The organism is Halorubrum sp. SP3 (assembly GCF_005435195.1).
GTDB classification, from domain to species: domain Archaea; phylum Halobacteriota; class Halobacteria; order Halobacteriales; family Haloferacaceae; genus Halorubrum; species Halorubrum sodomense.
In genome coordinates, this window is record NZ_SGTU01000025.1 from 1 (window position 1) to 24,357 (window position 24,357).

A 24,357-nucleotide genomic window follows, 5' to 3' on the forward strand; every position below is an offset into this window, starting at 1 on the left:
GTCGGCCGACCGGAGCGAAGCGGAGGGAGGCCGACGAGGCTGGGGAGGCGTGAGGTGCGGTTGCTGTGCGGTGCGGGGTGGGACTCAAAGGGGCAGCCGCGAGGACGAAGCACCGCGACGTAAGCACCGCAGGAACGAGCGAAGTGAGTGACGAGGAGCGCAGCGAGCCGCGCGAGTCCTCGCGGCTGGGGCTTTGGCGGTGTTCGCGGTCGATCTGTCGTTTGCTATTTATAAGTGAGCGGCTGGGGCTTTGGCGGTGCTCACCGCGGCGTCGTTGTTCATTTATCAGTGAGCCGTTGGAGAGTACCAGCACGCAGCGCTATCTCGCCGCCGCTGATCCACCCCTACTTCTCGTCCGAGCGCTTTTGATCACGCGGAACAAGACTCCGGTATGGCCGAAACGATCTCCGCCGACGAGTTCCGGGACAGGATCGACGCGCGGCGGCGCGGCGAGCGGGAGTTCACCGTCGTCGACACCCGCCCCGAAGAGAGCTTCGCGGGCTGGCGCGTGGCGGACGCCGTCCACTACTTCTACAAGCCCTTCCACGAGTTCGACGTCGACGACTTTGAGCGCGAGACCGGCCTCTCTCCGGACGACACCGTCGTCACGATCTGCGCGAAGGGGAAGGCCTCCGACGACTTCGCCGCCGAACTCGACGCGGCCGGGTACGATGACGTGGTCGTCGTCGAAGACGGCATGCGCGGCTGGTCGGCCGTCTATGACCGAACCCCTGTGCCGCTCCCCGCAACGCCCCACTCAGCCCCGCCGCTCGATATCGTCCAGGTCCAGCGCCGGGCGAAGGGGTGTCTGGGGTACCTCGTAGTCGGGGGGCGCGAGGCGGGCGCGGCGGACAACGCGGATCACGTCCTCGCTAACTCCTCCGACTCCGACCGCGTCGCCGTCGCTAATTCCGACGGCTCACCCCGTATCGCCGTCGCTATCGACGTCTCCAGACACGGCGACGAGTGGGTCGCGGCGGCCGCCGAGCGCGACGCGTCGATCGCGGCCGTCCTCGACACGCACGTCCACGCCGACCACCTCTCGGGCGGGCGAGCGCTCGCGGACGAGCTCGGCGTGCCGTACTACCTCCCGGCCGCGGCCGCCGAGCGCGACGTGGCACACGCCTTCGAGCCGATCGGGCGCAACGAGACGCTCGACGTCGGCGGGGTCGACCTGAAAGCGCTCGCGACGCCCGGCCACACCGACGACGGCGCGAGCTACCTCGTCGGCGACGCCGCGGTCCTCACGGGCGACACGCTGTTCACCGACAGCGTCGGCCGGACGGAGCTCCAGTTCTCGGCGGGCAGCGGTGATGAAGGCGGATCGAATACGGGCGCCGCGGGCGCGGCCCGCCGGCTGTACGACTCGCTCCACGGGACCCTGCTCGCCGAGCCGGACGGCGTCGTCGTCTGTCCCGGCCACTTCGCGGTCGCGAACGACGGGACGACCGGCGACGTCGTCCCGGGCGAGCCCGTCTTCACGACGGTCGGGGACGCGCGCCGGGGGATCGGGATCCTCGACCTCGACCGGGAGGACTTCGTCGAGCGGATCACGCGGACGCTCCCGGAGAAGCCGCCGAACTACGAGTCGGTGATCGCGGCCAACCGCGGCGTCGAGTCGCCGCCGGACGAGACCGCGGCGATCGAACTCGAACTCGGCCCGAACCGCTGCGCGGCGGAGCCGGACGCCGGGTCCGCCGCGGACGACTGAGCGACCCCTCTCACCGAGCTCCGGCGCTTACTCGTCGTGGATGAAGACGAGCCGCTTCGACTCCGTGTTAACTAAACAGAGGTCGATCCCGTCGCGGGTCGCGCCGATCTGCTGCCAGCCGTGGTCGCTGACGAACAGCGTCTGGAAGACGCCGCGGTCGCAGTCGGGGTTCGGACAGCCGACGCCCGCCGCGTTCTTGTAGACCGTCGTCCCCCCGCCTGAACTCTGTCGCACCAGCCCGTCGGTCAGCGACCGGAACTCCTCCGCGGACATCGGACTCTCTCTGTCGTCGTCTCCCATGCCTCCGGGTTCGGAGGCGACCGTCTAAAAACCGCCTGCCTGTGGCAACTACTGGCACGGCACCTGAGGAAGCGACCGCCGGGAGCGCCCCCTCACTCCGCGTCGTGCTTCGCCCGCTCCGCGTGGGCGTCCGCGAGCCGCGTCGGCTCCGGGAGCTTGTACCCCGCACAGAGCGCCGCGACGAGGTCGACCGCCGTCTCCGCCGACACCCGGTGGCCGGGGCTCACGTAGAGGGGGTTCACCCGCCTGCTGTTCGGGTACTGGCGCGACTGGAACGCGTGCCCGATGACGGTCCCCGGCTCGGCGGTCGTCACCGCGTCGTCGGCGCGGACCGGCGTCCGCCAGCCCGCGGGGCGCTCGCTCGTCGACTCGTCGGGTTCGCCACAGAGGAGGCTCTTCGCGACGCCGACGCTCGGAACGTCGTGTAGGACGCCGACGTGGGTCGCGAGCCCCGCCTCCCGGAAGTGGATCCGACCGGAGCCGTCACAGACCAGCAGGTCGGGGTCGGCGTCGAGCGCGTCGAGCGCGGCCAGTATCGGTTCGCCCTCCCGGAACGCGAGCAGCCCGGGAACGTACGGGATCGACAGCGGCGTCGTCGCGCTCGCGTACTCGATCACGCGCCCGCCGCGGAGCGCGACCGCGGCGGAGACGGCGGCGTCGGGGCGGCCCTCGCCGCGGTCGGTGAGGAACGCTTGATCGACGCCGACGACGGTGGGCGCGTCGGGGTCGCCCGTCGAACCGCTCGCATCCGCCGATTCCGCGCCCGCACCGGCCCCCAACCGCTCCTGCGCGCCGTCGCGCGCCGGGGGCAGGCCGTCCGCGAGCGAGGCGGCCTCGTCGACCGCGACGGCGGCCGGGTCGAGCGCGTGGTCGTCCTCGAACGTCGCGGCCGCCGCGATGTCGCGCTGGAGGGCCTCCATCTCCGCGCGCGACAGCGACGGGTCCGGGCGGAGGGCGGGCCGCGCGAGGCCCATCAGAACCGCCCGCCGGGACCGCCGGGGCCGCCGGGACCGCCCGGACCGCGTGCGCCGCCCATCGAGACCCCGCCCATGCCGCCAGCGGAGCGCGCGAGCCCCTCGTTGCGCTTCCCGAACGCGAGGCCGATGGCGAAGCCGATCAGGTGCGCGAGGTGCGCGATGCCGCCGACGCCGCCGGTGCCGCTCGCGACCACGAGCGCCGCGGAGACGGCCGCGATCCCCCACGTGAGGTACTTGATCTTCATCGGGATCACGAAGAAGAGGAGGACCTGCATGTTCGGCCGCCAGACGGTGAGGACGCCTAATATCGCGAATCCGGCGCCGCTGGCGCCGAGGACGCCCGTCGGCGGGGCGTTCGTCGCGACCGCGAAGAGGACGTGGCCGAGTCCCGCGGCGATCCCCGCGCCGAAGAAGAACCCGACGAACTTCTTCGATCCGACGGCGCGCTCGACGAGCGGGCCGAAGAACAGGATCACGATGCTGTTGCCGATGATGTGGAACAGCTGTCCGGGCGCGTGCGAGAACACGGACGTCACCCACGTCCAGACGTTCGCGATCGCCTCCGACCGGAGTACGAACAGCGTGTTGTGGAGCGCCTCCCCGCCGACGAACAGCGTGACCCACTGCGCGATAAACGTCACCCACATCGCCAGCAGGATGGCGTACGTCGCGTTGTTGCGGAAGTAGCTCACCAGCCCGCCGGTGCCGGTTTCGCGGTCGATCCGGCGTTTGAAGCGGTCGACGATCCCCGCGGAGGTGCGCCCGCCGGTCCGACCGCCGGTGTCGGCCGCCGACTCGCCCTCGACGCTCTCGTCGAAGCCGCTGTCGAAGACGCCGCCGGGGTCGTCCCACCCGGCGAGGCCCGGACAGTCGTGGTTCTCCGGCAGTCGGTGGTCGGCGCAGAACGTCTGGCCGCACCGCTTACACTGGTACGGGAGGTTCTCGTACTCCCCGCACTCGTCGCACGTCGCCATTGCCGGCACTTACGGGGGCGGTCGTAAAGCGGTTTGGCTCCGCGACGAACGCGACGGGGAGCCGCCGGCGCGACGAGCCGACGGCTGGCGAGCGGCTCAAACCGGTCGGCGGTCGGTCGCGTTCAGCGCAGGACCCGCGTGGCCACTATCGCGACGGCGACCCCGGCGACGGCGACCCCGACGAGGGTCGGGACGAGTCGACCGGACCCCCACTCCCAGCCGAGGACGCGGGTTCCGACGACCGCGACGAGGGCGACCAGGAGGCCGAACGCGGAGACCAGCGGCGACTGATCCGATTCGAGGAGGGCCATCTCACCCACAGTATTCGACGGCGACCGTCAAAAGTATTCATCCCGTTCGACCGAACTGCGACCGCCTACGCGTCCGCTCCGCCCTCTCTCAGCCCGTCGATCAGCTCTCTAAGCGTCGCGAGCGGGTACTGCCCGGGCGCGGTCGCGTTCGCGGGGTCGACTGGCGCGTAGCCGATCCTCGAGCCGTAGAGGGGCGTGACGGCGCGGGTGTGCCGGCCCGGCTCGCCCATGCACATCGTCGCGACGCGGTGGCCCGCCGCGGTCGCCTCGTGGGTCGCCTCGATCATCGCGAGCGCGTCGGCCGGCGCGGTCGCGGTCGTCGCCAGTTTCCCCACGTCGCCCTCGCTCGCGGCGTCTGCGAGCAGGTCCACGAGCGCGGCGGGCTCGGGCGTCGACTCGAAGTCGTGGACGGACGCGACCACCGCGACGCCCGCCTCGCGGGCCGCGTCGCGCAGCGCGGTCGCGTGCGACGCCTCGGCCGGCTCCGGGTGCGTCCCCCGCAGCGCGGCGAGCTCGACGTCGACCGCGGCGACCGACTCGCGACCGATCGCGTCCGAGAGCGCGTCGTACCGGCCGAGCCCCTCGGCCTCGCCGCCCTCCCACGACGCCCGGTTCGTGACGACGAGCGGAAGCTCGCCGTCATAGCTCGCCAGCTGGTCGAGCGGGTCGCTCGCGAGGTCCATCCGGAACTCCACCGCGTCGGCGTGCTCGCGGGCCGCCGACTCCTCCGAGAGGTCGGCCGTGCTCGCGGTCAGGACGAACTCCTCGAACATACGCGGGCGTTCCGCGGGCGGGGACTTATGCCTGTGCGTCCGGCTCGCGACGGACCGCGGAAGCGGCGAAGAGGCGGCGGAAAAAGCGGCGGCTTACGCGACGAGGCCGTCCTCGGCCTCCAACAGCTCGTGGTAGCGGTTCCGGATGGTGACCTCGGAGATGTCCGCGACCTCCGAGACCGCGGCCTGCGTCGTCTTCTCGTTGGTGAGGAGCGCGGCGGCGTAGACCGCGGCCGCGGCGAGGCCCACGGGCGACTTGCCCGAGTGGACGCCCTTCTCCTTGGCGTTGCGCAGGAGGCTCTTGGCGCGCATCTCGGACTCCTCGGAGAGTTCGAGGTCCGAGGCGAACCGCGGGACGTACTGCTCGGGGTCGGCCGGCTTCACTTCGAGCTTCAGCTCGCGGACGACGTAGCGGTACGTCCGGGCGATCTCGGCCTTCTCGACGCGCGACACGTCGGCGATCTCGTCGAGGCTGCGCGGGACGCCGGCCATCCGGGCGGCGGCGTACACGCAGGAGGTGGAGACGCCCTCGATGGAGCGGCCGGGAAGGAGGTCCTCGTCGAGCGCGCGGCGGTAGATGACGGAGGCGGTCTCGCGGACGTTGTCCGGGAGGCCCTGCGCGGAGGCCATGCGGTCGATCTCGCCGAGCGCCTGCTTCAGGTTGCGCTCCTTGGAGTCGCGGGTGCGGAACCGCTCGTTCCACTTGCGGAGCCGCTGCATCTTCTGGCGCTGGCGCGCGCCGAGCGACCGGCCGTACGCGTCCTTGTCGCGCCAGTCGATGTTCGTCGAGAGCCCCTTGTCGTGCATCGTGTTGGTGGTCGGGGCGCCGACGCGGCTCTTCTCGTCCTTCTCGCGGGAGTCGAACGCGCGCCACTCCGGCCCGCGGTCGACCGAGTCCGCCTCGACGACGAGCCCGCAGTCGCTACAGACCGTCTCGCCGTGCTCCTCGTCGTTGATTACGTGGCCGCCGCACTCCGGGCAGCTGAGCGTCTCGTCGGTGCTCTCCGATTCCTCCTCGTTCGTCTCCGTTCGGGAGCGACTCCCCCGTTTGTGTAGTCGTTCACTCATAGCTCGGTTGCCCCCGGAAACTGAAACTGCCCGAGAGCGATCTTGGTTTACCGTCGGCGGAACACAACTTAAAACGACCGGAACGTGTCGCTCGAATCCCGACGAAAGGACACGATCTATCACGTGTTTTCGGCGATCGCACAACCGCCCGGACCGAAACCGTTGACACGCTCGCGTCCGGACCGGGTCGCATGGCCGCTTCCCGCGTCGTCTCCCTCGCGCCGAGCGCGACCGCGACGGTCGCCGCGCTCGGCGCGGCCGACCGCCTCGTCGGCGTCACCGCCCACTGCGAACTCTCGGACGACCCGGACGCCGGGTCCGCGCACGGCGAGGGCTCCCCGACCGTCGTCGGCGGCTGGCTGAATCCCGACCTCGACCGCGTCGTCGACCTCGACCCCGACGTCGTCCTCACGAGCGACGCCCTCCAAGCCGACCTCGCGGACGACTGCCGGGACCGACTCGACCGGATCGCCGACGCCGTTGCCGACCGCCCGCGCCCGACCGCGTACTGCGAGGAGTGGTCGGACCCGCCGATGGCGGCCGGCAACTGGGTCCCCGACGCCGTCCGCGCCGCGGGCGGTCGCTACCCGTTCGTCGACCCCGGCGAGCGCTCCCGAGAGGTCGACCCCGCCGCGGTCGCGCGGGCCGACCCCGACCACGTCGTCGTCCACGTCTGCGGGCACGGCGACCGCGTCGACCCCGCGACCGTCGCCGAGCGCGACTGGGTCGACGCCCCCGTCCACGTCGTCGACGACTCCCTCCTCAACCAGCCGAGCCCCGCGCTCATCGACGGGGTCGAGCGGCTGGCGCACTTGCTCCATCCCGAGGCGTTTTCGGCCGCGGGCGACGACCCGGAGGCATGACGACCCTGCGAGTCGGCGTCGGCAGCGGCAACCCGGTGAAGCGACGCGCGGTCGAACTGGCGCTCGGATCGGCGGCGGACGCCGACCTCCCCGGCGGTCCGACGGGCGTCGCGATCGAGTCGGTCCCCGTCGACTCCGGCGTGAGCGAACAGCCCACGGGCCACGCGGAGACGATCGCGGGCGCCGAGAACCGCGCCGTTGCGGTCCTCGACGCGGAACCGAGGGACCGCGACGCCGCCCCGGACGACGGCGCGACGTACGACCTCGGCGTCGGGATCGAGGGCGGCGTCGCGGGGTTCGACGGGGCCGACGGCCGCTACCTGATCATGTGGGCGGCGGTGACGGACGGCGATCGGGTCGGCCGCGCCGCCGGGCCGAGCCTCGCGCTTCCGGGAGACGTCGCCGCCCGCATCGACGACGGGGAAGAGCTGGGGCCGGTGATGGACGGCCTGCTCGGCACCGACGGCGTCGCGACGCGCGGCGGCGCGGCCGGCGCGCTCACGAACGGCCGCGTCGACCGGGCGGAGGCGCTCGCGGTCGGGGTGAGCGGCGCGCTCGGTCCGTTCGTCTCCGAGCTGTACTGACCTCTCGCCGCCGCCGCCCTGCGTCGCCGTCGCCGTTCGAAGACCGTACCCAAACGGGGTCGTGGAGCGCCGCTCTCGCCCCCGTCGCGGCGCGAAACCGCACGACGGCAGCGTGTTAACTCGGTCTACCAACCGCCTTATGCGCGGTGACGCCCTGATCCCTGTATGAGCACTGCCCACCCGGACGCGGTCGCGGCCGAATCGACGGGCCTCTCCGCGAAACAGGCGCGCATCCTGCGGTACCTCCGCGAGAACGCGGCCGACCGGACGTACTTCAAGTCGCGACTGATCGCCGACGACCTCGACCTCTCCGCGAAGGAGGTCGGCGCGAACATGGGCGCCGTCGCCGACGCGGCCACCGACGTCGACGTCGAGAAGTGGGGCTACTCGTCGGGCACGACGTGGATGGTCACGGACTGACCGGGGCGTCCGGCGTCGCGCGGTCGCCCGAACTCAGGGGTCGTACGCGACCAGCGACGCGGCGTCGTCTGCGAACGCGACCGCCTGGGCGTCGAAGGAGTCCGCGTACCGGACGACGAGCGTGAGCAGCCGCTCCGGTTCGGTCAGCGCGTAGCCGCCGGTCCGGTCGAGCAGACCGGCGCCCTCGAGGTCCGCGGCCGCGGCGCTTATCGTCGGCCGGGAGACGTCGAGGGCGCTCGCGAGGTCGGCGCCCGTCGCGTCGGGGTCGCGCAACAGCGCGAGGATCATCCCGCGGGGCGTCTCTCGGCGGAGGTAGCCGAGCGCGCGCTTGTCGGTCTCGTCGAACCGGCCGGCGGGGAAAAAGCGCCGGTAGTCGGCGTCCTTCACCGACTCGATCGCTCTCTCTTCCTCGAGTTTCCGGAGGTGGTACTGCGCCTCGCCGGTCCCGAGCCGGAGGTCGTCGCGGAGCTTCGAGAAGTGCGCGCCGGGGGTCGTCGGCACGTAGCCGCGGATCGCCTTCCGCGTCTCGTTGGCGTCTTCGGCCCCGTCGTCGGCGCTCGCGACCCCGACGAACGGCGCGGCGGCTCCGACCGCGGCGAACCGCCGGAGCGTTTCGCGTTTCTGCCCGTCGAACCCCTCTGTCACGGCCGTACTAGTCTGCGGCTCGACAAAAACACTTCGCTCGGGGATCGACCCGCTGAGAAAGGCCGCTGCTTCGATGGCGTCGCGCGCCCTACTTCTCCGTCTCCACTTCCGCGGGCGCCTCCTCGTCGTCCATCTCCTGGATGACCTCGTCGGCGGACCTGATGCTCGCGCCGGCGTCGCCCGCCTTCACGGCCTCGGCCTCCTTCTCGAGCTCCTCGACGTCCATCTCCGCGGACTCCTCGATCTGCCCGAGGATCTCGTCGATGTCGTCGAGCCCGAGCATCTTCCGGGTGTCGGCGTCGAACTCCTTGCCGTCGAGCCCCTCCATCTGCTGGACGTCGGAGCCGGAGAGCGCTTTGCCGTAGCGGCCGACGAGGCTGGTGAGCTCCTGCGGGAGGACGAAGGTGGTGGACTCGCCTTTCCCGATCTCTTCGAGGGTCTCCATGCCGCGCTCGATGATGGCGCGCTCGCCCATCGACTCGGCGGAGCGCGCGCGGAGCACGGTCGAGATCGCGTCCCCCTGCGCCTCGAGGATCTGGGACTGCTTCTCCCCCTGCGCGCGGATGATGTTCGACTGCTTGTCCCCCTCCGCCTGCTCGACCGCGGAGCGGCGTTCCCCCTGCGCCTCGAGGATCATCGCGCGGCGGCGGCGCTCGGCGGAGGTCTGCTGCTCCATCGCCTGCTGGACGTCCTTCGAGGGGTTGACCTCGCGGACCTCGACGCTCTCGACGCGGATCCCCCACTCGTCGGTGGGCTCGTCCAGTTCCTTCCGGATCTTCGCGTTGATCTCCTGGCGCTTGTTCAGCGTGTCGTCGAGTTCCATGTCGCCGAGGACGGCGCGGAGGGTGGTCTGCGCGAGGTTCGAGACGGCCTTCTTGTAGTCGTCGACCTCGAGGAACGCCTTCTTGGCGTCCATCACCTTGATGTAGACGACCGCGTCGGCGGTCACGGGCGAGTTGTCCCGCGTGATCGCCTCCTGACGGGGCACGTCCAGCGTCTGGGTCCGCATGTCGAACGCGTACGTCCGCGAGACGAACGGCGGGATGAGGTTGATCCCCGGTTCGAGCAGCTTCCGGTACTCGCCGAACACCGTGAGCGTCTTCTTCTCGTAGGCGTCGACGATCTCGAACGACTGCCAGAGCGTGACGACCACGAGCAGGAGCGCGAGCAGGCCGACGCCCACGAGCCCGAACCCGAGGCCGGATTGGAGGGTGACCGGATCCATGCCTCCCGTTTAGGCTATCGCACGCTTAATAGTTCGCCCGCCGGGACTCGAATCGGCTCGCCGTCCCTCGGTCGGCGCACGGCGGACCCGAACCGCTCTCCGACGCCGCGCCAGCCGACGCGCTTCGCCGTCTTCGGACGCGTCTACTCCCCGTCGAACGCCGCCGCGACGTTCTCCAGCGCCGCCCGGAGCTGTCGCTCGTTGAACCGGCGAATCACCGGCGCACCGACCTTCGTGAGCGCGTTCTCCGGCAGGTCGTACGTCGCGGCGTACGTCAGCTCCGTCCCCCCGTCGACGGGGGCGAGCCGGAGGTCGATGGTGCCGGTGAGCCGGCCGCGGAGTTCGAAGGCGTGGCGCTCGGGCGGGTCGTGGACGGTCTGGACGATCTCGCCGTCGATCCCGACCCCCGCCATCCGGTAGGTGTACGAGAGGCGCTTCCCGCCGTTCTCCAGCGGTTCGACGTCTCTCACGTCCGTGAGTCCAGGCGTGATCGCCGCGTGGTTCGCGGGGTCGTCGAGGAACGCGAACACGGTCTCCGCGTCGGCCGCGACGACGACGGCGTCGCTCGCGGCGAACGGGTCGTCCCTCCGGTCGTTCGAGCCGTCGGCCGCGCCGTCCGGGTCCGACCGATCGTCGCTCATGCGTCACCGCGTTCGACGGTCGACGCCCGGCTCATTCGCTCGACCGGGGATCGACGTACGCCTCGACCAGCTTCCGCTCGGCCGCGCGGAGGTGCTGGTGGAACGTCTGTCGGGTGATCCCCATCCGCTCGGCGATCTCCGACCCGTCGACCGGTCGCGGCCACTCGAAGTAGCCGTTCAGCTCGGCGGTCTTCAGCGCGGCGCGCTGCCGCTCGGTGAGCCGCTCGTCGACCGCGGCCGCGAACTCCGCGACGGTGCGGTCGCGGCTCTCGCGCTCGACCCGCGACCGGAGTTCGACGCCCTCGTACTCGTCGCGGAACACGTCGAGGATCGACCGCACGTCCCCTTCCGGCGGCGCCTCGGTCGTCATGGTCGCCCCGTCCGCCGTGGCCGTCGCATCGGTGACGACGACGCCGTGGTCGGCCAGCTGCGTGAACGGCGGCGACTCGGTGACCGTCACGGCGAAGCTGACGCCGTCGTTCGTCTCCGAGACCGTCCGCATCGAGTCCACCAGCGAAAGCTCCGCGAGGTCGTCGAGATTCACGTCGTCGCCGTCGGCGCGGAAGTACAGATCGCAGGCGTCGCCGTCGAGCCGCGTCGTCCCGAGGTGCGTAACCGTTCCGTCGACCGCGTCGGCGATCCGCGCGAGCGACGCGGTCGGGTCGTTGATCTCCACGACGATCTCGGAGACCCGATCGGTGGTGAGGATCCGAGTCGTCTCGATCGAGTGGAGCCCGTTGGCGATCATCTTGCCGACCGACTCGCACACCTTGCGCTCCCGCCGATCGAGGACGTCAGCGCCGTTGCCGTAGATCCCCAACAGCCCGTACCGACGGTCTCCGTACGTGAGCGGCACGACGAGCAGGCGCCTCCCGCCCGCGGTTTTCGGTTCGAGCGGCCCGTCGGACGCGTGCTCTATCGACCCGCCGCGGAGCTCCTCGCTCTCGATCGCCTCCTGGACCTCGGTCGGCGTCTCGTCGACGTCGAACGTCGATCCCGGCTCGACCGACACGCCGCTCGCGGCGCGGATCTCCAGCCGCCCCGTCGCCGACGAGACCTCGCCGATCCAGCCGCCGGCGTACCCCGGCTCGCCGGCGATAACCTCGCAGACGCGCTCCGGGATGACGTTCGGGTCCCGGTTCTCGACGAGTATCCGGCTTATCTCGCTGAGAAGGCCGTTCACACGCCCGAGAACCCTGTCGAGCGCCCGGCGCTCCGTCGCGAGCTTCTCGGCCCGCTCCTGGGCCAGTCGCTCCGCCTCCTTCCGCTCGCTGACGTCGTTCTGGAACCCGACGTAGTGGGCCAGGTCGCCCGCCTCGTCGTAGACGGGTGCGACCGTCAGCTCGTTCCAGAACGGCGTTCCGTCGCGTCGGTAGTTGCGGATCTCGACGGTCACCTGCTCTTCGTTCCCGATCGCCTCCGCGATCTCCTCGACCGTCTCCGGGTCGGTCTCCGGGCCCTGGAGGAACCGGGGGTTGCGTCCGAGCACCTCCTCGACCGGGTAGCCGGTGTGAGCCTCCCAGGCGTCGTTGACGTACACGAGCGGGTAGTCCGGCAGGTCCGGGTCGCTGATGCTGATCCCGATCGGCGCGTCCTCGACGGCCCGCGTCACCTCCGCGGCGGACGGCTCGTGGTCGGAGACGTCCCGTCGCGGCTCCGCGGCCGGGGCCCCGGAGGAGACCGCGGAGACGTCGGCGACGAGCCGATCGATCGACGCCGACCCGTTCTTCTGAAGGAACCTGTCGACGCCGTTCTCGAAGGCGGCCTCCGGGACGCCATCCTCGTCGGTCTCGGTGAACATCACGACCGGTACGCTGGCGTCGGACTCCTCGATCGCGGTCGCGAGGGCGACGCCGTCGTCGCCGGCGAGCGCGTACTCGCTGACGACGCAGTCGTACTCGCCGCTCGTCGCCTTCGCTACCGCCGACGCCGCGGTGTTCGTACGCGTCACCTCGAACCCCGCGGCGTCGAGCGCCGTTTCGATTCGGTCGCTCCCCTCCTCCGGATGGACGAGGAGAGCCCGAGCGTTCGCCATGACCGACCGTTTGTACCGATACGAGTTAATGGTTGCCAGTCTTCCTGCGGTTCGGATCGGGGCCCGGATCGCGTCGCAGTCGGCCGTTTCTCGGCCGATGCGGGCGGTTGCGACCGATCCGACCCGTCGCGGCCGACTCGATCGATTGCGGCCGCAGGCCGCGGCCCGCGGGCCGCGGCCGTGTCCAGTCAGGCCGTGGGTACTTTTTCATCGCTGGGCGTACCGATCGACGTATGCTGTCGACCACCGCCGGGACGTTCCGCGATCGGGACAGAGAACGATGAGCGTGCGCATCCCCGTCCGAGAGCCGCCCACGTCGGTCCCCGGAGACCGCGTCGGCCTCCCCGAGTCCGTCCTCGCCGACCTCGGCGTCGGCCTCGGCGATCGGGTCGTCGTCGAGGGCGCACACCGAATCGTCGCCCCGGTCGTCGCTGTCGACGACGGGAAACGGGCCGTCTTCCTGGCCGAGCGACTCCGCCGGACCGCCGGGCTGGAGCCGGGCGACACCGCGACCGTCGCGGCGTCGGACCTCCCGGTCGCGTCGTCGGTCACGCTCCGGCTCCGCCAGTCGGTCGACCTGGAGCGGAGCGAGGACGCGATCCGCCGACGGCTCGACCGGCGCGTCGTCGCCGTCGGCGACGAGGTCGAGGTGACCCGCCTCGGCGGGGCCCTCACGCTCAGGTTCGACGTCCGGGGCGTGACCCCCTCGTCGCCCGCGGTCGTCGGCGCCGAGACCGAGATCACCGTTGCCGCCGACGGGGGGCCGGACGTCGTCGCGGAGTCTCCCGGCGACGGCGCCGGCGACGCGTTCGTCCCGACGGCGACGTTCGGGCGCCTCCGGGACGCGGTCGCGACCCGGTTCGACGCCGCCGAGACCTTCGACTCGGCCGGGTCCCCGACGCTGGGGCTCCTTCTCAGCGGCCCGCGCGGGTCGGGGAAGACGACGCTCGTCGAGGCCGTCGCGTCCGCGACCGACGCGACGCTGGTCCGCGTCTCCGCGGCGCGACTTCGGGGCGAACGAGCCGGCGACCAGACGGACCGCCTCGACCGGGTGGTCGAGGCCGTTCCCGAGGGGGAACCGACGGTGGTCCTCCTCGACGACCTCGAGGCGCTCGGGGCCGACGACGGCGCCGGATCCGCGCTGGCCGACCGCCTCCGGTCGACGGTCGACGAACTCCGCGCGGGAGACCGGACGGTCGTGATCGGCGCGACGACGGACCCGAGCGGCGTGCCGTCGGCGCTGCGCCGGGGCGGCCGGTTCGACCGCGAACTGGACGTCGAGCCGCTGACCACAGCGGAGCGCGCGACCGCGCTGGAATCCCTCTGCGAGGGTGCGCCGCTCGCGATGGACGTCGACTTCGAGGCCGTCGCCGCGCGGCTCAACGGCTACGTGTTCGCCGACCTGGCGGTCCTCGCGGACGCGGCGCTGGAGCGGGCGGTCCGCCGCGAGGGGCGGACCGCGATCCGGATGGCCGACTTCGACGCCGCGCTCGACGACGTCGAGCCGAGCGGACTCCGGGAGGTCACGGTCGAGTTCCCCGCCGTCGGCTGGGACGAGGTCGGCGGGCTCGACGCGGCCAAGCGCGAACTGGTGCGCGCGGTGTACTGGCCCCTGGAGTACGCCGACCGCTTCGCGGAGATGGGGATCGAACCCCCGTCCGGCGTGCTGTTGTACGGACCGCCCGGGACCGGGAAAACGCTGCTCGCGCGCGCGGCAGCGAGCCTCAGCGACGCGAACTTCATCCCCGTGAACGGGCCCGAACTGCTCGATAAGTACGTCGGCGCGAGCGAGCAGGCGGTCCGCGACCTCTTCGCCACCGCGCGCGAGAACGCGCCGGCGGTGATCTTCTTCGACGAGGTCGACGCCATCTCCCCGAAGCGCCGCGGCGACGACACGGGCGCCGGCGAGCGCGTCGTCTCCCAGCTCCTGACCGAACTCGACGGGTTGGAGCCGCTGACAGACGTCGCGGTGATCGCCGCGACCAACCGGCCGGACACGATCGACGAGGCGCTGCTCCGACCGGGTCGGATCGAGAAGGCGGTCGAGACGCCGCTTCCGGGGCGGGACGCGCGCCGCGAGATCCTCGAGATCCACGCGCGGGAGATGCCGATCGCGGCCGGGGTCGACCTCGATCCCCTCGCAGACCGCACGGCCGGGTACAGCGGCGGCGACATCGCGGCGCTGGTCCGCGAGGCCGGGCTGCTCGCGATCGAGGACGCGATCGTCGACGACGGCCCGGCGGTCGAGGCGACCGTCGGACGCGACCACTTCGAGCGCGCCCTCGACGAGACGTCGCCGTCGACCCGCGACGGGCGCGGCGCCGCCGACCAGCCGGGCGAGTAAGCCGTCCGCCGGCCCTCGCCCGCCGTTAGCTCGGTTCCTCGTGGAGGTTGAGGACGAAGTAGACGACGCCGACCATGGCGAGCAACTCCAGCGCCGCCATCGTCCAGAACAGGGTGTTGAACCCCCCGGCCGGCTCTCGGAGCGTCGGGATCACGAAGATCCCGACGAGAGCGATCACGGCGCAGACGGCCAGCCCGACGACAGACCGCGTATTCAGCACTGCCGGCTGTTCGGTGTTCGTAGCGCTCATGTGAAGAATGGGTTGTGAAAGTCGTTCGGCGCGCTGTTCAGTTTCGCTGGGTCCGCTAGCCGATCAGTCCGCGGCGGAGACGTCGGCGCCCGCGGAGGGCTCCGGCGCCTCGGTGTCGCCGAGGATGGCGCGGCTGCGGAGCAGGATGAAGCCGAAGCCGACCTTGGCCGTCACGTCGAGAACCATGAACAGGAGGGTCTCGATGCCGAGGCCGACGACGCCGGCGCCCTCGGTTCCGATGATCCACAGGATCGGGTAGGCCGTCCAGAGCACCAGGACCAGCGCGGTCAACGTGTTGAAGGTGCTCGCGACTTCAGGTCCGCGCTCCTTCGCCGCGCTCCGGAGGCTCGTGGCGAGGAAGTACAGCACGACGATCATGCAAATCGTGCTGAACAGCCACCAGGAGTACCGCGCGATCGCCGTGTGCGAGAGCGCGCCGATGAGGCCGGTGACGATCATCAGCGCGTCGACGCCGACGAGCGTCCCGATGGTGACGCGGTCGACCTTTGCGAGCAGCGCGAGGTCGAGCAGCAGCAGCGGCGTGGTGAACAGCCAGTCCGCGTACCGCGCGTAGTAGATGTCGAGCATTTCGCCACCGACCGTGACTTCCGTCAGGCCGATGCCGAAGAACATCGACAGGTACGCCGCCGACGCGATCCCCGGCACGAGGATCGTGACCGCGTAGTACTCGCGGGCGTCCTTGTCGGTGACCCCCCATCCTCTGACGAGGAAGTAGAAGGTCCCGATGAGCATTAGTAACGTTCCGATACCCAACCACAACGTCTCGGGGCGACCGTCCCCGAGTAGGTCGTATCCCGCCTGTAGTGCTATCGGGTCCATACCCACATCCTGATACAGTATATACTCTATTGAGACCGATGCCAACCCAGTCAGGTATCGGCGTCGGCGGGCGGCCGATCGCGGTGGGGCGTCGACGGTCGCTCTCCGCGTCGCATCGGCTCTCGAGGGAAACGTAGTCGCCCCGAAAGTAATGACCCTGGGGCTCCAGAGGTGTCGTATGGCTGACGACGACACCGAGGCGGAAGCGGAATCGACCACCGAGACCACCGCGGAACGGGAAACCGAAGCGACGGCGACCGACGACGTCACCATCGACGTCGAGGCGATCGACGAGTACGAACAGCGCATCGAGGAGCTGTCCACCGCGGTCGAGGAGCGCGACGAGACCATCGAGGAGCTCCGGTCGGTCGTCGAGGAGCAGTCCGAGCAGATCGACAAGCTGGAGAACCAGTTCCTCGACCTGTCCGCGCGCGTGGCCGACGGCCGGAACCTCGGCGTCTGCCCCGAGTGTAACGGGCCGACCGAAAAGAAAGAGCGGCTGTTCCGGTCGGACACGATCGAGTGCACGCGCTGCGGCGAAGTGATCCACACGTACTGACGGCGGCCGTCTCGACCCCTCGTTCCTCGCCGCGCCGACTGGCGGGAATATAAAAGCCCAAATAATGGTGACGAGGCCCTAACCCCGTAACGCCCCTATCGGCGCTCATGTCGACGTCGACGGCGAGTCCGGTACGACGGCTTCTCGGTGAACCGGAGCGGACGGCCATCGGTGCGTCGCGCGCGGCGTTGCTCCTGCTCGCGGTCGGGTTCGGCGCGCTGTCCGCGGCCGGCACCGACGTGTCGCTCCGGACGCAGATGATCGCGTACCTCGTCGGGATGGTCGCGCTGAACCTCCCGCACGGGGGGTACGAACACTTCTCGAACCTCCGCCGGCGGGGGCTCCCGTTCGGCGCGCGGTACGTGGCGCTGTACCTCGGCTTCGTCGCGTCGTTTGTGGCGCTGTTCGTCGTCGCCCCCCTGCCCGCGCTCGCGATCGCGTTCGGGACGGCGGTCGCGAAGGGCGGCCACGGCGACCTCCGCGTGATGGACGCGCTGGTCGGGACCGACCACCTGCCGACGCGGCCGCAGCGGGCCCTCGCCGCGCTCGTCCGGGGCGGCGCCGTGATGGTCGTTCCCGCCGTCTTCTGGACCGAGACGTTCTACGGCTTCACCGGTATCATGCTGGGCGTCTTCGACGGCCGGCTGGCCGGGCCGGCCGCGTCGAACCCCGAGGCGTTCACGACCGTGCTGGGCGGGGCGTTCGGCCTTGCGGTGCTCGCGCACCTCGGTGGCGGCCTCGCGACCAGCCTGCGCTCGACCGGCGGCGTGAGCCGGTCGTGGCTCCTCGACGCCGCGGAGACGCTGCTGCTCGTCGCCTACTTCGCGCTCGTGCCCGTGGTCGTCGCCATCGGGCTCTACTTCCCGCTGTGGTACTCGCTGCGGCAGTCGGCGCGGAGCATGGTCGTCGAGCGCGAGCAGCCCGACCGGACGGAGGGCGTGTCGCTCGTCGTCGCGTGGGGGGTCCTCGTCGTCGGCGCGCTGGTCACGGCGAGCGTCGCGACCGTCCTGTGGACCGTCGCTCCGAACCCGCTGGCCGGCGGCTCGCTGCTCTCCGGCGCCGTCGCCTTCTACACCATCTTCGTCTGCGTCATCGCGATGCCGCACGTCGTGGTCGGGGAGTGGCTCGACTTCGGGCGCGGCATCTGGTACGTGCCCTGACCGCGGGCGCGTTCCCGGGGCGGCGGGCGCGGAGGCCACGGCGGCGTCCGCCCGGACGCGAACCGCCCGCCCGCGGTCGACGAGATAACAAGCCCTAAAACCCGTCTCGTCGACCGATACGGTATGTCTCTGCGGTTCGTTCGGCGCCTCGGGCTCGCGGACGCGGTGACCGTGGCCAACGCCGCCGTCGGCTTCCTCGCCGTCGTCGCCGCGACGGTCGACGTCACGCTCGCGGCTCGGCTGGTCCTCCTCGCCGCCGTCGCGGACGGACTCGACGGCGTCGTCGCCCGCCACCGCGGGTCGACACCGGTCGGCCCCTACCTCGACTCGCTGGCCGACGTCGCCTCCTTCGGCGTCGCGCCCGCCGCCGTCGTCACGGCGGTCGTCCGCGACGGGCGCTCGTTCGCGACGGATCCCGCCCTCGTCGCCGGCGGCGTCGGCGCGGGCGCGCTGTTCGTCGCCGCCGCGGTCGCCCGACTCGGCTTCTACACCGTCGACGAGGACGGCGCCCGCGAGACCGTCGGCGTCCCGACAACCCTGTCGGCGACGGTTCTCGCGGCCGCCGTCATCGCCGGCTACACCGCGCCGCTCCTCCTCGTTGCGGCGACGGCGGCGTTCGCGCTGCTCATGGGGTCGACGGTCACGTACCCGGACCTCCACGCGCAGGACGCGCTCGTGATGGGCGTCGTTCAGGTGGCGGTGATCCTCACTCCCGCCGGTCACATGGCCACGGAGGCGCTGCCGGCGTGGATCGGCGAGGGGTTCGCGTTCGCGCTGCTGTTCCTCTCCTGTGGGTACCTCCTCCTCGGCCCGCGGTTCTACTGGGGCGAGGGGATCCGCGCGCCGCCGGGGCTGCGGCGGTGACGCGGAGCGCTACCGGGCCGATCCCCTGACCCGGCTCGTCAGGCAGAAAATTCGGCAGTACAGAGCGGTCGACGAGGCGGTGACAACCGAGCGGCGCCGACGGCGAGAGGGAGCTACAGCAGGTCGTCGAAATCCTTGTACCGGGTGATGTCGACGCCATCGTCGGTGACGACGGCGACGTTGATCCCGTTACCCGACGCGAGGTCGCGCTCGACGGCCGACTGGATCGCCTTCGCGGCGATGTTTTTCGCCTCGTCGATGTCGATGTCGTCGTCGTACTCCTGTTCCAAGACACCGAGCGCGTACTGCGACCCGGAGCCGGTGACGGTGTACTCCTCCTCGGTCGTGCCGCCGAGGGGGTCGATCGAGTAGATGTGCGACCCCTCCTCGTCGACGCCGCCGAGGATCGGGCTGACGACGAAGAACGCGCCGGAACGGAGGAGGTTGCCCGTGAGCGTCGACAGCGCTTCCATCGACATGTCCTTGCCGCGGCGGGCCTCGTAGAGGCTCGTCTCGGCCCGGAGCGTGGAGATGAGGTTCTGTGCGGGGGAGACGGAGCCGGCGATGGTGAGGGCGCCGCGGGGGTGGACTTCCTCGACCTTCTGGACGTCCTTCGAGGAGACCATGCCGCCGAGCGAGGCGCGCATATCCGTCGCGAGGACGACGCCGTCTGCCGTCTTGATGCCGACGGTCGTCGTCCCCGTCTTCATACCCTCGCCGTCGCCACCGGCGGCGGCGCGCTGCTCGCTCTGGTCGAACTCGCCGAGCTCCGGTCCGAAGACCGGCTGGTCGCGGCCGAGTTCGACGGACGGACCGTCCGAGAGATTGTCAGTCGGTGTTCGCATTACGCCTCCGTAGGCTCGGCGCGCGGATAAAGGCAACCCTTCGGGGGCCGCCGACCGGTTCCGACGAGCCTATCCGTCGCCGGGCCGCGACCGGACGACCGCGGCGAGGCGCGCGGTGGCGGAGCCGGGTGTCGACGGGGAAGTCGCGGGAGCGGCGACGCCGTCGCTCGGAGTCGGTTCGGCGTGCGGTCGTCCGCGCAAAACGAGCCGGCTCCGGGCGGTCGATCACTCCTCGTCGGCGGCCTCGAACGCCTCGGTGGTGGTCTCGACGAGTCGGCCGATCGGGACGTTGACGCCGAGACGCCGGCGCGCGAAGACGGCCACCGGGAACAGCGAGATCCCGGCGGCGACGGTCGCTTGGTGGAGCCCGAAGAGGGCCGCCGTTCGGATGCGGTCGAACATTGAACTTCTGCCCGACCCCAACGCGGGGACATATAAATACCTTTCGCGGCTCGTGCCGGCAGTGTCCCGTCGCAGTCGTGCGGTTTTCGGTTATAAATTAACGATCCTGAAACATCTCGTCTCCCGCGTCGGTCGACGCGTATCCAAACTCGGTCGAATCGGGTTCGTCCGCATAAGTTATGCGAATTCACGGCGGCTCGTGCGCCTCGCATCGGACCCCCGCGGTCGGCGCGCTGAAACGGGGTGCCAGCGCGCTGACACGGAGCGCGTCGGGCCGCGCGCCGGTCGCCCCCGGACCGAACGGGATATAACTGCCCCCACGCCTACCACGTCGCGTGAAGAACGTCACGGACCGGATCCGGAACCCCTTCGGGATGCGCCCCGACTGCCCCTCGTTCGTTCCCGGCTACGGCGACGCCAACGCGGACTTCCACGTCGTCGGCGACCGGCCGGGCGTCCACGGCGGGACCGCGGCGGGGGTCCCCTTCACCGGCGAGGCGTGGTCGCCCGCGTTCCTGTCGGCGCTCGCGGAGGCCGGACTGATCGCGGGACTCGCGGAGGGGGTCGCTCCCGACGGGGTCGCGCGAGAGGGCGACCCGACCGCGATCGACCCCGTGCGGACCGACCGAACGTTCCTCTCGTACCTCCACATGTGCGAGAACGAGGACCCGCCGGACGACGAGGCCTACGACGACATGGAGCGGTTCTTCGACGCGGAGCTCCGCGCCATCGCGGCCCACGTGCTACTCCCGGTGGGCGCCCGGGCGACCCAACACGTCCTCGAGACGTACACCGCCCGGGCCCGGAAGACCGAGATCGACATGCGCGCGCTCCACGGCGAGGAACTGCTCGGCGCCGGTTGGCTCGTCGTACCGATCAGCGACCCCGCCGACTGGAGGGACGGCGACGCCGACCGGCTCGTCGCCTCGCTCAGAGAGCTCCGTTCGACCGATTTCCGCCGCGAGAGCGATCTCGGACGGTTCGTCGCCGGCAACGACCCGTACCTGGTCCGCTGACGTGGCGCCCGCCGAGCGGTCACCGCGAATCGGTCGGTTTTCGCCCGAAAAAACGTGAATTTTCCGCTGTGAAGCGCGCATCAGATGAGACAGTTCGGAAGTAATCGACCAGATCTGCGCACGATCGTCTTCTATCTCGGCCATAAGAGAGTCATATTTGTCGCTACTGCCCGTATTTTATACCTGTCCCACCGATCCCTGAGTAGACGCCCGACCGATCGGGCGTCGGCCGCAGGACTGGTACTCCGCGCGGCGACTTGGTCAGTCCCGGCCCTCACCGGCCGGCTTTTCGGCGGTACACAGCGCCTCGACGTACTTCCCGACGTGGTCGTCCATCCGCCGCTTGTAGCCCGCCCGCCGCGCGAGCCGGTCGAGTTCGCGGGAGACGTACGTGCCGTATTGGACGGCCTTCTTGTCCGCGGTGCGGACCGACTCCGGCACGCGACCGGTCGCGACCCGCCGCAGCGCGACCTTCCGCTCGTCGCCGTCGACGAGCAGGTCCCCCGGCAGCGCCAACGCGGCGGCGACGACTCGGTCGTCGAGCAGCGGCGTCACGGGCTCGACGCCGGCGGCGCGAAGCGCGAGCACGTCTCGTTCCAGTTGATCGGGCAGCGTCCGGACGGTCTCGGTCCGCGCGCCGCGGACGGTGTCGGCGTCGACTCGGGAGTCCTCGGCGGGGTCGACGACCTTGCTGTAGCCGCCGAACAGCTCGTCGGCGCCCTGGCCGACCGCGAGCCGGTCGAACCCGTCGGCCGCGGCCGCCTCGCCGGTCAGGTACAGCGGGACCGCGATGGCGACGTCCATCGGGTTCCGCCGACCGGTCGCCGCCGCGACCGCGCGGACGGCGCGCGTGAGGTCTTCGTGCGTGATCTCGACGACCCGCAGGTCGCGGTCCGTCGCGTCGGCGGCCTCGCGCGCGGCGGCGACGTCGTGGCTCCCCTCGAAGCCGGCGACGTAACGGGGGGCCTCGGGGACGGCGGCCGCCACGAGCCCGGAGTCGACGCCGCCGGAGAAGGCGACCGCGAGGTCGTCGTTCCCGGCGGCGGGCACGGAACGAGCCGAGGACGCGAGACCGTCGAGCGCCGCGCTCACCGCGTCCTCGACCGCAGACAGCGCGGCCCCCGGATCCGCGGTCGGACCGGGGTCGGGGAGCTGCCAGACGCGCTCGGTCCCGACGGCCGAGACGACGCTCCCGGCCGGAACGGGCTCCGGATCGTCGAGCGCGTCGCGATCGAAGCCCCACTCTCCTGTCGCCGTCGGCCGGGGGTCGGACTCCGGATCGAGCGCCCTGCGCTCGACGAACAGCGGCTGGCGGCCGAGGACGTCGCGCACGAGGACCGGGCCCTTCCGGGCCTCTCGGCCAGACGTCTCTCGGCGCGACGGGTCGGCTGTCTCCCGGCGCGACGGGTCGACCGTCTCCCGGGGCGGCGGGTCGGCCAGCAGCCCGGCGAAGCCGCACCCCCCGGGAAGCGGGTCGGCGTCGCGGAGCGCGGCCCGGACGCGGTCCGCGGAGGCCCCTCGGAGCGTCGAGCCGGCGTCGTCGGCGGGCGGAGACGGAACCATCGCGGTCACCGGAGGCCGTCGAGCGCGCGGAGCGCCCGGCGCTTGGCGCCCCCGCCGAACTGCTTGAGCGATATCCGCCACGGGGTGCGCTTCCCGACGACGCTGGTCCGGCCGTCGGCGATACCGTCGAGGATCGCGGCGGCGGAGCGGTCGTCGGCGCCCACCTCGGTCACCGCCTGTCCGACCATCTCGGAGATGTGGGCGTCGCTGCCGGCGGTCATCGGGAGCCCGTTGCGGACGGCGAACTTCTCGGCCTGCCGGTTCGACCGACCGGTAAACAGCCGGGAGTTGTACACCTCGACGGCGTCGGCGCTCGCGAGCTGCTCGTCGCTGACGTGCGCGGCGACGCCGTGACGGGACTTCTGGAAGGGGTGGGGAACGACCGCGATCCCGCCCTGATCGCGGATCCGATCGAGCGTCTCGTCGAAGGGGAGGCCGCTCTCGACGCGCTCCTCGATGCCGAACGCGAGGACGTGGCCGACCGCCGAGGTCACCTCCATGCCGACGACGCCGACGAGACCGTATTCGGGGGCCTTCTCGGCCGCCCGGATACTCGCGTCGATCTCGTCGTGGTCGGTGACGGCGAGCGCGTCGAGCCCGACTCCGGCCGCCTGCTGCAAGAGGAGGTCGACCGGGTCGCGCCCGTCGTACGACAGCGCGGAGTGCGCGTGGAGCTCGACCGATAGCACACCGTTCAGTTCGGACGTGGCCATAAAAAGCGCCCCGGTCCGCGGCGGTTCGCGGCGGTTGCGGCGGTTCGCGGCGACAAGAACACGCTTAAGAACCCTGCCGACGACGGTTCGGACGGGAACAGCACAGCTGCAGATCCGACTCGCCGGGGCGCTTTCGCCCGCGGCTTGGGAATGTAGCAGTGCGCCGACGCCTCCGGCGTCGCGGTCGGGCGGTCCGCTCGCGCGGGCCGTCCGGTCGGATCGCTCGCTCCGCGAGCGCTCCGTAGCCGCGTCGCGCGGAGTCGCGGTCACGTTGCGGTTGTGCCGTTCCAACCAGACAGACAATGGCACGAATGCACACGCGCCGTCGCGGTTCGTCCGGTTCGGACAAACCGGCGACGGACGAGACCCCGGAGTGGAGCGACGTCGACGCCGAGGACATCGAGTCCCGCGTCGTCGAACTGGCGGAGCAGGGCCACGACCCCAGCGTCATCGGCCTCAAGCTGCGCGACGAGGGCGTCAAGGGCGTCCCGGTCCCCGACGTGAAGCTGGCGACCGGCAAGAAGGTCACCGAGATCCTCGAGGAGCACGACGCCGACGCCGACATCCCCGAGGACCTCCGCAACCTGATGACGCAGGCCATCCGCCTGCGCGAGCACATGGAGGAGAACGGGCAGGACCACCAGAACAAGCGCGCGCTCCAGAACACGGAATCGAAGATCCGCCGCCTCGCGAACTACTATCGCGGCGACGAGATCGACGAGGAGTTCACGTACACCTACGAGAACGCCGTCGAGTACCTCGAGGAGTGACGCGGCCTGACGCGGCCTGACGCGGCCTGACGCGGCGACTATCGACGACGACCACGACAACGCACCCCACTCATGACCGAAGCGACGTCCGCCACGCCCGCCCCCGACGCGCTCGCCGGCGTCCTCGCAGACGCGCCGTTCGTTCGGCTCGTCGCGACCGACGACGGCGACGCGCTGGCGGCCGCGGGGCTGCTCGCGCGAGCGCTCCGAGCGACGGGCACGCCGTTTCAGGCGCGCGTCGACCCCGATCCGGTCCCCGACGACGTCGACGACGGCGTCGCGGTGACCGTCGGCGTCGACCGCGGCCAGCACGCGATTCCAGGGACGGGACGCCCGGCGAGCGCGGCGGCGTTCGCGGTCGCCCGCGCGCTCGGCGCCGAGCCCGACCCCGTCGTCGCGCTCGCGGGGGTCGTCGCGGCCGGGTCGATCCCCGGCGCCGACGGCTCCGGCGACGCGCTCGACGACCCCGACTCCGTCTCGATCTCGCCGTCCTGCCCGAGGAGG

At 71.2% G+C, this 24,357-nt stretch carries 26 protein-coding genes and 1 pseudogene; 11 read left to right on the top strand and 16 right to left on the bottom strand.

Annotation, left to right across the window (positions count from 1 at the left end; genetic code table 11):
• Nucleotides 1–391 precede the first annotated feature (391 nt).
• Entirely contained in the window at nucleotides 392–1,711 is a 1,320-nt protein-coding gene (locus EXE42_RS14220; protein ID WP_137706770.1) for a rhodanese-like domain-containing protein, read from the top strand.
• Between the two features lie 27 nt (nucleotides 1,712–1,738).
• On the opposite strand, the gene EXE42_RS14225 is transcribed toward EXE42_RS14220, so the two are convergent.
• The 6 genes from EXE42_RS14225 to EXE42_RS14250 form a co-directional block, all read right to left on the bottom strand.
• Nucleotides 1,739–2,011, bottom strand: coding sequence for a hypothetical protein (locus EXE42_RS14225; protein WP_092921063.1), 273 nt, complete (start codon nucleotides 2,009–2,011; stop codon nucleotides 1,739–1,741).
• Nucleotides 2,012–2,103: 92 nt separating this feature from the next.
• The gene (locus tag EXE42_RS14230; RefSeq protein ID WP_137694510.1) at nucleotides 2,104–2,985 is read right to left on the bottom strand and encodes an endonuclease V; all 882 of its coding nucleotides are present in this window, start codon (nucleotides 2,983–2,985) and stop codon (nucleotides 2,104–2,106) included.
• Nucleotides 2,985–3,962 (bottom strand): rhomboid family intramembrane serine protease, encoded by a 978-nt coding sequence (locus EXE42_RS14235; protein ID WP_092921065.1) that lies wholly within the window; start codon nucleotides 3,960–3,962, stop codon nucleotides 2,985–2,987. Before EXE42_RS14235 ends, EXE42_RS14230 begins: the two co-directional genes overlap by 1 nt.
• Before the next feature lie 122 nt (nucleotides 3,963–4,084).
• Nucleotides 4,085–4,273, bottom strand: coding sequence for a multidrug transporter (locus EXE42_RS14240; RefSeq protein ID WP_092921066.1), 189 nt, complete (start codon nucleotides 4,271–4,273; stop codon nucleotides 4,085–4,087).
• A 65-nt stretch (nucleotides 4,274–4,338) separates the two neighbouring features.
• The gene (locus EXE42_RS14245; RefSeq protein ID WP_092921067.1) at nucleotides 4,339–5,046 is read right to left on the bottom strand and encodes a type I 3-dehydroquinate dehydratase; all 708 of its coding nucleotides are present in this window, start codon (nucleotides 5,044–5,046) and stop codon (nucleotides 4,339–4,341) included.
• Nucleotides 5,047–5,139: 93 nt separating this feature from the next.
• Entirely contained in the window at nucleotides 5,140–6,114 is a 975-nt protein-coding gene (locus EXE42_RS14250) for a transcription initiation factor IIB family protein (protein ID WP_092921068.1), read from the bottom strand.
• Between the two features lie 191 nt (nucleotides 6,115–6,305).
• On the opposite strand from EXE42_RS14250, the gene EXE42_RS14255 reads away from it, so the two are divergent.
• From EXE42_RS14255 to EXE42_RS14265, 3 genes are all read left to right on the top strand, one after another.
• Complete coding sequence (locus tag EXE42_RS14255; protein WP_137706771.1) at nucleotides 6,306–6,977, top strand: helical backbone metal receptor; 672 nt, start codon at nucleotides 6,306–6,308, stop codon at nucleotides 6,975–6,977.
• Nucleotides 6,974–7,561: a DUF84 family protein gene (locus EXE42_RS14260; protein WP_137706772.1), complete on the top strand. Its 588-nt coding sequence runs from the start codon at nucleotides 6,974–6,976 to the stop codon at nucleotides 7,559–7,561. The genes EXE42_RS14255 and EXE42_RS14260 overlap by 4 nt, the downstream gene beginning before the upstream one ends.
• A gap of 165 nt (nucleotides 7,562–7,726) precedes the next feature.
• Nucleotides 7,727–7,981, top strand: coding sequence for a hypothetical protein (locus tag EXE42_RS14265; protein ID WP_092921071.1), 255 nt, complete (start codon nucleotides 7,727–7,729; stop codon nucleotides 7,979–7,981).
• 33 nt (nucleotides 7,982–8,014) lie between these two features.
• Here EXE42_RS14265 and EXE42_RS14270 read toward each other — a convergent pair whose 3' ends face one another.
• The 4 genes from EXE42_RS14270 to EXE42_RS14285 form a co-directional block, all read right to left on the bottom strand.
• On the bottom strand, nucleotides 8,015–8,626 hold the full coding sequence (locus tag EXE42_RS14270; protein ID WP_137694508.1) for a MarR family transcriptional regulator: 612 nt from the start codon (nucleotides 8,624–8,626) through the stop codon (nucleotides 8,015–8,017).
• An 88-nt stretch (nucleotides 8,627–8,714) separates the two neighbouring features.
• Nucleotides 8,715–9,851: an SPFH domain-containing protein gene (locus EXE42_RS14275; protein WP_092921073.1), complete on the bottom strand. Its 1,137-nt coding sequence runs from the start codon at nucleotides 9,849–9,851 to the stop codon at nucleotides 8,715–8,717.
• Between the two features lie 143 nt (nucleotides 9,852–9,994).
• Nucleotides 9,995–10,492: an SRPBCC family protein gene (locus EXE42_RS14280; RefSeq protein WP_137694507.1), complete on the bottom strand. Its 498-nt coding sequence runs from the start codon at nucleotides 10,490–10,492 to the stop codon at nucleotides 9,995–9,997.
• Nucleotides 10,493–10,523: 31 nt separating this feature from the next.
• The gene (locus tag EXE42_RS14285; protein WP_092921075.1) at nucleotides 10,524–12,527 is read right to left on the bottom strand and encodes a bacterio-opsin activator domain-containing protein; all 2,004 of its coding nucleotides are present in this window, start codon (nucleotides 12,525–12,527) and stop codon (nucleotides 10,524–10,526) included.
• 280 nt (nucleotides 12,528–12,807) lie between these two features.
• On the opposite strand from EXE42_RS14285, the gene EXE42_RS14290 reads away from it, so the two are divergent.
• Nucleotides 12,808–14,871, top strand: coding sequence for an AAA family ATPase (locus EXE42_RS14290; protein WP_137706773.1), 2,064 nt, complete (start codon nucleotides 12,808–12,810; stop codon nucleotides 14,869–14,871).
• 25 nt (nucleotides 14,872–14,896) lie between these two features.
• On the opposite strand, the gene EXE42_RS14295 is transcribed toward EXE42_RS14290, so the two are convergent.
• Both EXE42_RS14295 and EXE42_RS14300 read right to left on the bottom strand, forming a co-directional pair.
• A complete protein-coding gene (locus EXE42_RS14295; RefSeq protein WP_092921077.1) occupies nucleotides 14,897–15,121 on the bottom strand; it encodes a hypothetical protein in 225 nt (74 codons plus the stop codon).
• 63 nt (nucleotides 15,122–15,184) lie between these two features.
• Entirely contained in the window at nucleotides 15,185–15,961 is a 777-nt protein-coding gene (locus EXE42_RS14300) for a bacteriorhodopsin (protein ID WP_092921078.1), read from the bottom strand.
• Nucleotides 15,962–16,139: 178 nt separating this feature from the next.
• Here EXE42_RS14300 and EXE42_RS14305 point away from each other — a divergent pair, with 178 nt between their 5' ends.
• The 3 genes from EXE42_RS14305 (at nucleotide 16,140) to EXE42_RS14315 (ending at nucleotide 18,544) form a co-directional block, all read left to right on the top strand.
• Nucleotides 16,140–16,520 carry a SlyX family protein gene (locus EXE42_RS14305; RefSeq protein WP_092921079.1) on the top strand — a complete coding sequence of 127 codons (381 nt, stop codon included), beginning with the start codon at nucleotides 16,140–16,142 and terminating at the stop codon, nucleotides 16,518–16,520.
• Between the two features lie 107 nt (nucleotides 16,521–16,627).
• Entirely contained in the window at nucleotides 16,628–17,680 is a 1,053-nt protein-coding gene (locus tag EXE42_RS14310) for a Brp/Blh family beta-carotene 15,15'-dioxygenase (RefSeq protein WP_092921080.1), read from the top strand.
• A 123-nt stretch (nucleotides 17,681–17,803) separates the two neighbouring features.
• On the top strand, nucleotides 17,804–18,544 hold the full coding sequence (locus tag EXE42_RS14315; RefSeq protein WP_092921081.1) for a protein sorting system archaetidylserine synthase: 741 nt from the start codon (nucleotides 17,804–17,806) through the stop codon (nucleotides 18,542–18,544).
• Nucleotides 18,545–18,657: 113 nt separating this feature from the next.
• Here EXE42_RS14315 and psmB read toward each other — a convergent pair whose 3' ends face one another.
• Together psmB and EXE42_RS19400 are read right to left on the bottom strand one after the other, a co-directional pair.
• On the bottom strand, nucleotides 18,658–19,389 hold the full coding sequence (gene psmB / locus EXE42_RS14320) for an archaeal proteasome endopeptidase complex subunit beta (RefSeq protein ID WP_137706774.1): 732 nt from the start codon (nucleotides 19,387–19,389) through the stop codon (nucleotides 18,658–18,660).
• A 225-nt stretch (nucleotides 19,390–19,614) separates the two neighbouring features.
• A complete protein-coding gene (locus tag EXE42_RS19400) occupies nucleotides 19,615–19,791 on the bottom strand; it encodes a hypothetical protein (RefSeq protein WP_167603370.1) in 177 nt (58 codons plus the stop codon).
• 335 nt (nucleotides 19,792–20,126) lie between these two features.
• On the opposite strand from EXE42_RS19400, the gene EXE42_RS14325 reads away from it, so the two are divergent.
• Complete coding sequence (locus EXE42_RS14325) at nucleotides 20,127–20,807, top strand: uracil-DNA glycosylase family protein (protein ID WP_092921083.1); 681 nt, start codon at nucleotides 20,127–20,129, stop codon at nucleotides 20,805–20,807.
• A 261-nt stretch (nucleotides 20,808–21,068) separates the two neighbouring features.
• On the opposite strand, the gene EXE42_RS14330 is transcribed toward EXE42_RS14325, so the two are convergent.
• Together EXE42_RS14330 and EXE42_RS14335 are read right to left on the bottom strand one after the other, a co-directional pair.
• The gene (locus tag EXE42_RS14330; protein WP_137706775.1) at nucleotides 21,069–22,370 is read right to left on the bottom strand and encodes an asparagine synthase C-terminal domain-containing protein; all 1,302 of its coding nucleotides are present in this window, start codon (nucleotides 22,368–22,370) and stop codon (nucleotides 21,069–21,071) included.
• Between the two features lie 5 nt (nucleotides 22,371–22,375).
• Entirely contained in the window at nucleotides 22,376–23,059 is a 684-nt protein-coding gene (locus EXE42_RS14335) for a PHP domain-containing protein (RefSeq protein ID WP_092921370.1), read from the bottom strand.
• Nucleotides 23,060–23,385: 326 nt separating this feature from the next.
• Here EXE42_RS14335 and EXE42_RS14340 point away from each other — a divergent pair, with 326 nt between their 5' ends.
• Both EXE42_RS14340 and EXE42_RS14345 read left to right on the top strand, forming a co-directional pair.
• A complete protein-coding gene (locus EXE42_RS14340; RefSeq protein WP_092921084.1) occupies nucleotides 23,386–23,853 on the top strand; it encodes a 30S ribosomal protein S15 in 468 nt (155 codons plus the stop codon).
• Between the two features lie 72 nt (nucleotides 23,854–23,925).
• Nucleotides 23,926–24,357, top strand: a pseudogene (locus EXE42_RS14345) (exonuclease RecJ); the annotation flags it as partial.

What these genes read in the sequence shown, in the direction of transcription:
- EXE42_RS14255 (WP_137706771.1), top strand. Translation starts at nt 6,306, where the DNA reads ATGGCCGCTTCCCGCGTCGTCTCCCTCGCGCCGAGCGCGACCGCGACG.
- EXE42_RS14315 (WP_092921081.1), top strand. Translation starts at nt 17,804, where the DNA reads ATGTCTCTGCGGTTCGTTCGGCGCCTCGGGCTCGCGGACGCGGTGACC.
- EXE42_RS14240 (WP_092921066.1), bottom strand. Translation starts at nt 4,273, where the DNA reads ATGGCCCTCCTCGAATCGGATCAGTCGCCGCTGGTCTCCGCGTTCGGC.
- EXE42_RS14230 (WP_137694510.1), bottom strand. Translation starts at nt 2,985, where the DNA reads ATGGGCCTCGCGCGGCCCGCCCTCCGCCCGGACCCGTCGCTGTCGCGC.
- EXE42_RS14280 (WP_137694507.1), bottom strand. Translation starts at nt 10,492, where the DNA reads ATGAGCGACGATCGGTCGGACCCGGACGGCGCGGCCGACGGCTCGAAC.
- EXE42_RS14300 (WP_092921078.1), bottom strand. Translation starts at nt 15,961, where the DNA reads ATGGACCCGATAGCACTACAGGCGGGATACGACCTACTCGGGGACGGT.
- EXE42_RS14225 (WP_092921063.1), bottom strand. Translation starts at nt 2,011, where the DNA reads ATGGGAGACGACGACAGAGAGAGTCCGATGTCCGCGGAGGAGTTCCGG.
- EXE42_RS14235 (WP_092921065.1), bottom strand. Translation starts at nt 3,962, where the DNA reads ATGGCGACGTGCGACGAGTGCGGGGAGTACGAGAACCTCCCGTACCAG.
- EXE42_RS14275 (WP_092921073.1), bottom strand. Translation starts at nt 9,851, where the DNA reads ATGGATCCGGTCACCCTCCAATCCGGCCTCGGGTTCGGGCTCGTGGGC.
- EXE42_RS14290 (WP_137706773.1), top strand. Translation starts at nt 12,808, where the DNA reads ATGAGCGTGCGCATCCCCGTCCGAGAGCCGCCCACGTCGGTCCCCGGA.
- EXE42_RS14220 (WP_137706770.1), top strand. Translation starts at nt 392, where the DNA reads ATGGCCGAAACGATCTCCGCCGACGAGTTCCGGGACAGGATCGACGCG.
- EXE42_RS14330 (WP_137706775.1), bottom strand. Translation starts at nt 22,370, where the DNA reads ATGGTTCCGTCTCCGCCCGCCGACGACGCCGGCTCGACGCTCCGAGGG.
- EXE42_RS14310 (WP_092921080.1), top strand. Translation starts at nt 16,628, where the DNA reads ATGTCGACGTCGACGGCGAGTCCGGTACGACGGCTTCTCGGTGAACCG.
- EXE42_RS14305 (WP_092921079.1), top strand. Translation starts at nt 16,140, where the DNA reads ATGGCTGACGACGACACCGAGGCGGAAGCGGAATCGACCACCGAGACC.
- EXE42_RS14340 (WP_092921084.1), top strand. Translation starts at nt 23,386, where the DNA reads ATGGCACGAATGCACACGCGCCGTCGCGGTTCGTCCGGTTCGGACAAA.
- psmB (WP_137706774.1), bottom strand. Translation starts at nt 19,389, where the DNA reads ATGCGAACACCGACTGACAATCTCTCGGACGGTCCGTCCGTCGAACTC.
- EXE42_RS14295 (WP_092921077.1), bottom strand. Translation starts at nt 15,121, where the DNA reads ATGAGCGCTACGAACACCGAACAGCCGGCAGTGCTGAATACGCGGTCT.
- EXE42_RS14250 (WP_092921068.1), bottom strand. Translation starts at nt 6,114, where the DNA reads ATGAGTGAACGACTACACAAACGGGGGAGTCGCTCCCGAACGGAGACG.
- EXE42_RS14265 (WP_092921071.1), top strand. Translation starts at nt 7,727, where the DNA reads ATGAGCACTGCCCACCCGGACGCGGTCGCGGCCGAATCGACGGGCCTC.
- EXE42_RS14285 (WP_092921075.1), bottom strand. Translation starts at nt 12,527, where the DNA reads ATGGCGAACGCTCGGGCTCTCCTCGTCCATCCGGAGGAGGGGAGCGAC.
- EXE42_RS14245 (WP_092921067.1), bottom strand. Translation starts at nt 5,046, where the DNA reads ATGTTCGAGGAGTTCGTCCTGACCGCGAGCACGGCCGACCTCTCGGAG.
- EXE42_RS19400 (WP_167603370.1), bottom strand. Translation starts at nt 19,791, where the DNA reads ATGTTCGACCGCATCCGAACGGCGGCCCTCTTCGGGCTCCACCAAGCG.
- EXE42_RS14260 (WP_137706772.1), top strand. Translation starts at nt 6,974, where the DNA reads ATGACGACCCTGCGAGTCGGCGTCGGCAGCGGCAACCCGGTGAAGCGA.